At 60.6% G+C, this 5,684-nt stretch carries 5 protein-coding genes and 1 tRNA gene; 3 read left to right on the top strand and 3 right to left on the bottom strand.

Annotated features, from left to right (window positions below; translation table 11 throughout):
• Window positions 1–151: IS3 family transposase (locus XpopCFBP1817_RS19160; RefSeq protein ID WP_146090198.1), on the top strand; the 151-nt coding region annotated here is incomplete at its 5' end.
• Between the two features lie 14 nt (window positions 152–165).
• Window positions 166–1,272, top strand: a complete 1,107-nt coding sequence (locus XpopCFBP1817_RS19155; RefSeq protein ID WP_128418307.1) for an IS3 family transposase — start codon at window positions 166–168, stop codon at window positions 1,270–1,272.
• Between the two features lie 356 nt (window positions 1,273–1,628).
• On the opposite strand, the gene XpopCFBP1817_RS19145 is transcribed toward XpopCFBP1817_RS19155, so the two are convergent.
• The 3 genes from XpopCFBP1817_RS19145 to XpopCFBP1817_RS19135 all read right to left on the bottom strand — a co-directional run bounded on the left by XpopCFBP1817_RS19145 (window position 1,629) and on the right by XpopCFBP1817_RS19135 (window position 4,959).
• The gene (locus tag XpopCFBP1817_RS19145) at window positions 1,629–2,951 is read right to left on the bottom strand and encodes a right-handed parallel beta-helix repeat-containing protein (protein ID WP_128418305.1); all 1,323 of its coding nucleotides are present in this window, start codon (window positions 2,949–2,951) and stop codon (window positions 1,629–1,631) included.
• A gap of 770 nt (window positions 2,952–3,721) precedes the next feature.
• Window positions 3,722–4,798, bottom strand: coding sequence for a tyrosine-type recombinase/integrase (locus tag XpopCFBP1817_RS19140; RefSeq protein ID WP_128418304.1), 1,077 nt, complete (start codon window positions 4,796–4,798; stop codon window positions 3,722–3,724).
• 85 nt (window positions 4,799–4,883) lie between these two features.
• Window positions 4,884–4,959 (bottom strand) — tRNA-Ile (locus XpopCFBP1817_RS19135).
• A 413-nt stretch (window positions 4,960–5,372) separates the two neighbouring features.
• Between XpopCFBP1817_RS19135 and XpopCFBP1817_RS23360 the strand changes: the two genes are divergently transcribed.
• Window positions 5,373–5,519 carry a hypothetical protein gene (locus XpopCFBP1817_RS23360; protein ID WP_244171256.1) on the top strand — a complete coding sequence of 49 codons (147 nt, stop codon included), beginning with the start codon at window positions 5,373–5,375 and terminating at the stop codon, window positions 5,517–5,519.
• The last annotated feature ends 165 nt before the right edge of the window (window positions 5,520–5,684 follow it).

Genomic DNA, 5,684 nt, shown 5'->3' with positions numbered 1-5,684 from the left:
CAGGCGGCGGATCTCTCCCACCAAGGACGCCGCTCGCGCCGAGGTATTCGACTACATCGAGATGTTCTACAACCCCAACCGCCGCCACGGTTCAACTGACGAGCTGTCCCCTGTAGAGTTTGAACGGCGCTACCCGCAACGAGGGTCTTGAGTGTCTACGGAACCCTGGGCGCATCACGTTTTACCGACGAGCAGGTCATCGGCTTTCTGCGCGAAGCCGAAGTGGGCGTGGCGATCAAGGACCTGTGCCGGCGCCATGGCTTCAGTGAGGCCTCGTACTACCTGTGGCGCAGCAAGTTCGGCGGGATGAGCGTGCCCGATGCCAAACGGCTCAAGGATCTGGAAGCCGAGAACAGCCGGCTGAAGAAGTTGCTGGCCGAGCAGCTATTCGAGAACGACCTGATCAAGGATGGGCTGCGAAAAAAAGTGGTGAGCGCACCGGCGCGTCGTGCGCTGGTGCGCGAGTGGATTGGGTGTGGTGCCAGCGAGCGCCGCGCCTTGGCAGCGATCGGCATGAGCGCCAGTGCGCTGCGTTATTGCCCACGCGAAGACCGCAATGTCGAATTACGCGAGCGCATTCTTGCGCTGGCGCATCGCCATCGCCGCTATGGCGTGGGGATGATCTATCTCAAACTTCGCCAGGAAGGACGCATCGTGAACTACAAGCGCGTGGAGCGGTTGTATCGCGAGCAGCAGCTGCAGGTCCGGCGCCGCAAGCGCAAAAAAGTACCGGTGGGCGAGCGTCAACTGCTGCTGCGGCCAGCGCAGGCCAACCAGGTGTTGTCGATGGACTTCGTGCTCGACCGCACTGCCGAAGGTCGGGTGATCACCTGTCTGGTGATCGTGGACGACGCGACACACGAAGCGGTCGCCATCGACGTGGAACGCGCAATCTCGGGCCACGGTGTGACGCGCGTGCTGGATCGGCTGGCGAACAGTCGCGGTTTGCCGCAGGTGATCCGAACCGATAACGGCAAGGAGTTTTGCGTCAAGGCAATGGTCGCCTGGGCACATGCCCGTGGTGTGCAACTACGGCTAATCCAACCCGGCAAGCCAAATCAAAACGCCTATGTTGAATCGTTCAACGGCCGACTACGCGACGAATGCCTCAACGAGCACTGGTTCCCAACACTGCTGCATGCGCGCACCGAGATCGAACGCTGGCGACGCGAATACAACGAGGACCGACCCAAGAAAGCAATCGGCGGCATGACGCCGGCCGCTTATGCCCAACAGTTGGCAAACACCGATATCATCAGCCCCGTACTCTAAACTCGGCCGCTACTCAGGGCGGGGGGACGTCGGAATCCCATGCCGGCAGATCCAGTACCCGATGAGATGAGGGATCTTGAGCACGAATGCCATCTGATTCCGCAGGCCGGCGGAGACTGCCTCACTGCCATCAATTTCTATGAAGATGCGCGTGAGTTGCTGGAAGGATCGTTTCTTCTCACAGAAAACACCGACCGATTCATCCAGGGGGTCGGCAGGGATTCGTGTAAAAAACAGCCAAAATTAAGCTAACTCGCTGTCATTAAAGGTCTTTTACACGAACCCCTGCCGACCCTCAATCCTGCCGGGCACGATGGCGCTGACCGTCGGCCAGGCGGCTGGCGCCATCGTCCGGATCAACGCGCCTCGAATGCCCCCAGGTCCGGTGCAAGCCCGTTGAAGGCCTCACCGGTATCGGCGCCGGCGTCGATCAACGCGCTGCCCGGTGCTAGGGTGGCGAAGGTGATGATGGGTAGGTCGCCGTTGGCCTGGCGCGGGCGCATGAGCTGGCGCTCGTCCAGGCTGACGAAATCGCCCGCACTGACGACAAGGCGAAGATTGAACGAATTGCGGCCGATATCGTTCTCGCTCGCAGACCCCAGGTTGATCATTTCGATGCGCGTTCCGAATCCCAGGTTATTGGCCAGATGGTGGTCGTATCCCGGCACGTCAGTGAGGTTGTTGCTCAAGGTGGACTGCATGTCGTAGTTGGCGCGGCCGTTCTTGATCGATGTATTGCTGATCCACTCCTGCCCACCGATGTGGTGATTGGCGTAGAGGCCGTTGGATCGATTGCCCACTGCCAGATTGAACCGCACGATATGGCGCGGCACCGGCTTGGGATAATCGCTTCCGTTGCGGCCGTAGCCGCCTGCCTTGAAGCCTGCGCCATTGCCCAGCGGGGTGAATGCGCTGTCGTACCCGTTGTAGAACGACCAGTTGCGTTGCAGGGTGACTGCAGCAGCGGCATTGATCAGGTCGAAGCCATCGTCGCTGTTGAACCATGCGCGGCTGCCTTCGATGAGGTTTCCGCTGCTTCCCGCAAGCGTCGGGTGCACGCCGAAACCGTCGATATTTCCATCGGAGAAGGCATTTAGTCCGCGGTTGTTATAGGCATCGACGTTGTGTACCCGGTTGTCGCTGCCGGAAACCAGGTACCAGCCGATCGCCTGGCCGTCGTGGATCGCCAGATTCTCGAACAGGTTGCCGTTGCCGCGGTCAACGCGGAATGCTTCGGACTGGGTCAGGCGGTCTGCAATGGTGATCCGCACCCCCACCACCTCGAATCCGCGAAAGACGCAGTTGTTGCTGGCCACCCGGAATGCGGCCACGCGCAGGCCGGTGGGCGTCACCGCAGAGAAGTCGAACACCGGCCGCTCGTTTGCGACGTTGACATAGGCGATGCCGGGCTTGGTGATCTCGTTGACCACGGCGTAGGGCTGCCGCACCACGCTGATGTTGGCGCTGGTCAGGCGATAGGTGCCGCCGCGCAGGTAGACGGTATCGCCACTGGACGCGGCGGCCTGCGCAGCCATCACGCTGGCAAATGGGGCGGCGCGAGTGCCGGGATTGCCGTCGTTGCCGGTGGGCGCGATGTACCAGTCGGCGGCCACGGCCGTGCACGGCGGCACGCAGGCGGCAACGGCGATCGCCACGATGGTGCGAAGAGAGAGGTTCATCGGATGTCCCTGGTGTACTGCATGAAAGTGGCTGCGTGCCGCCTTTGACCCGGCGTGGCACGAGCCGCGAGTCGCGCAGCCTGCGGGAACCGGTTTCCGCTCGCCAGTGGTCGTGCTCGGTTCTGCTACGGCGGTTGACGTTTCGATGTGCCGCAACGCAGAAGTGTGCAAACGGGACATAGGTATCTGGATCGATGCGGGCGCTGCCGCTGCCCGCACTGCGGCGCGACGTTCCACGGCCGCCCTGTGTCCGGCATCGCATCGCCGCGCGCCATGCGATGGAGAACCGCCGTGGACCGTCGTACGTTCCTGGGGTTCAGCCGACATACGTGTAAAAATAACTCACAGAATCCGCAGGGTGGGTAATAGTCGGATGCCCCCGGCTTCACGAGAGCGAGCACGAGCCGATCGCCTGCTGGGATGACACGCATGGTCAAGACCTCGGGACATGGGGCGGCGGCGTTCCTTTACACACCCGGTGACCGACCGGCCGCGCACACTCGCCGAAAGACAGTTGCAGCGTGCCGAACTTCGAAAGGGACGAGGTAGTGGATGAGCCGATGGAAGCGCCGTTTTATCCGGCAACTTCATGTTTTCACAAAAGAAATCGGATTCTGCGAGTTATTTTTATACGTATGTCGACTGAACCCCAACAACATCTGAGGCAGGCTCTATCACGCACAAGTGTTTGATTTTTCAGAATGGGCGACCAGCGCAATCGACCGGAATCCCAAGTTCGCTCGCAACGCTGCGAGTTGTTCAGACCTTCCCTAGGCAACCCCTCTTCCGAGTCGGTCCAACTTTGATACAAGATCCTCCGCCCGTAGATGCGTGTATCGCCGCAACATTTGCATGGATTTGTGACCACTGATCGCAGCAACTTCCTGGTCTGAAAGGCCTGCTTCAACAAGTCGACTGATTGCCTCATGCCGTAGATCATGAAAATTTAGATCCGCCATTCCGGCGTCTCGCTTGAGCTTCATCCAAGCTGGATTGAATTGGTAAGAGCGACGTTTACCGTCTCGCCCAGGCTCGCCATAGAACAGCAGATCGGTGTCGATAGGACGTACAGGGTTGGCCAACGCAACTCGCAACACTCGCACAGCCTCCTGGGTCAAGGGGACAGTCCGCGAACTTCCATTCTTTGTCTGCTGAAGACGGGCCACGCGGCGCACCAAGTCAACCTGGCTGCGGCGCAGGCCCACCAGTTCGGAAGCGCGCATTCCCGTTTCCAAGGCTAAGCGTACGATCCAACCGAGCATCGGATTTGAGTGGCCATCTACTGCGCGAAGCAGGCGCTGCTCTTCGTGCGGAGTCAAGCAGCGATCTCGTCCAGGGCCAGGCGGCGGGCGCCGAATGCCCAGCACCGGGCTGTGGACGAGCCCTAGGCCCCATTCCTTTAATGCCATCGTAAACATGTGCCCAAGCAAAGCAAGTTCTAGTCGCACGGTGTTGTCACTGCGCGGCCGGCGTTGACCCTGCGCATCCAGGTCTCCGGCCAAGCGCTCGTCGCGGAAGCGAGCAACGATCTCTGCGGTCACCGCCGCCAATGAATAACGGCCAAGATGTTTGATCAGAACTTCGGCACGGCGCACTTCACTGATCTGCGTGACAGGCCGCTTGCCTGGCGTGACTTCGGCCAGGTATCGCCGCATCGCAGCTTCAACGGTAGTGCGCTCGGAGCCGGCGCGGCGGATGTACACACCGCGCACCATCTCATCCTCGGTGCGCCGAGCCCAGTCCTCGGCATCACGCTTGGTGCGGAATGTCTTGATCGCAGGAGGCCATCCAGTCTTACGGATGACGGCCTTCCAAGAGCCTGCGGGGGTTTTTACGAGTGTTGCCATAGGTCTCTACTTCCCGGACTGTACCGAAAATGTACCTTTGGCCTCTCTCTTAAGATGAGACGCGTCAGCAAATCATTGATTTTACTGGTGGGCCCACCAGGATTCGAACCTGGAACCAAAGGATTATGAGTCCTCTGCTCTAACCGTTGAGCTATAGGCCCGGCGTGCTGGGTTGCGATATGCGGGGCATGTCGGACCGGCCAGCTGACGCGAAAGTTTACCTGTCTGCGCGCGTCTCTGTCTGCGGGCATCCGGCGTCAATGAGGAGCCACTTATCACACGGTCGCCTCAAGTTCCAAGTGCAACACCCTTTCAGCCAGTAGGGTATGTACTGTCAAAACGCTATTGTCCCCTAAGCGCAGAAGCGCGCGCGATGCTCCAGATTGAGGCGCGGCGAGGTCAAGGCTTGCGCGCGATCGCCAGGCTGTTGGGGAGAAGCCCGTCGACAGTGCGTCGGGCGTTGGCCAGGCAGCACAGCACGGCCTCTTGCGCGCGTAGTGCGGGGAGACGTTACCGGGCACGGCGTCAGCACCGCATCCGGCGGCGGCTGACCCCGGAGACGGAGCTGTTTCAGGTGCTGCGTGATCATCTGGTGCTGTGGCGCTGGTCGCCCCAGCAGATGGCTGCCAAGCTCTCGCGCATGCATCCGGATGATCCTACCCAACGCGTCAGCCACGAGACCATGTACGCGAGCATCGACGCCCATCCGCTTGGGGTTTGAAGAAGGAGTTGGTCCAGGCGCCGCGCCAGCACACACCATCGCGCGGATGACGGCGTACGACTGCGGCTGAAGTCGCACCAGGGGTGGATTCACTCGCGAAGTGCAAGGGCGTCGTCATTGCAAAAGACCTCAGCAGGTGTGAGATAGCGTAAGCGTTTTGTGGAT

Source organism: Xanthomonas populi (assembly GCF_002940065.1).
GTDB classification, from domain to species: Bacteria; Pseudomonadota; Gammaproteobacteria; order Xanthomonadales; family Xanthomonadaceae; genus Xanthomonas; species Xanthomonas populi.
Note: the sequence above shows the minus strand (reverse complement) of the source record. Positions and strands in the feature narration are given on the sequence as shown.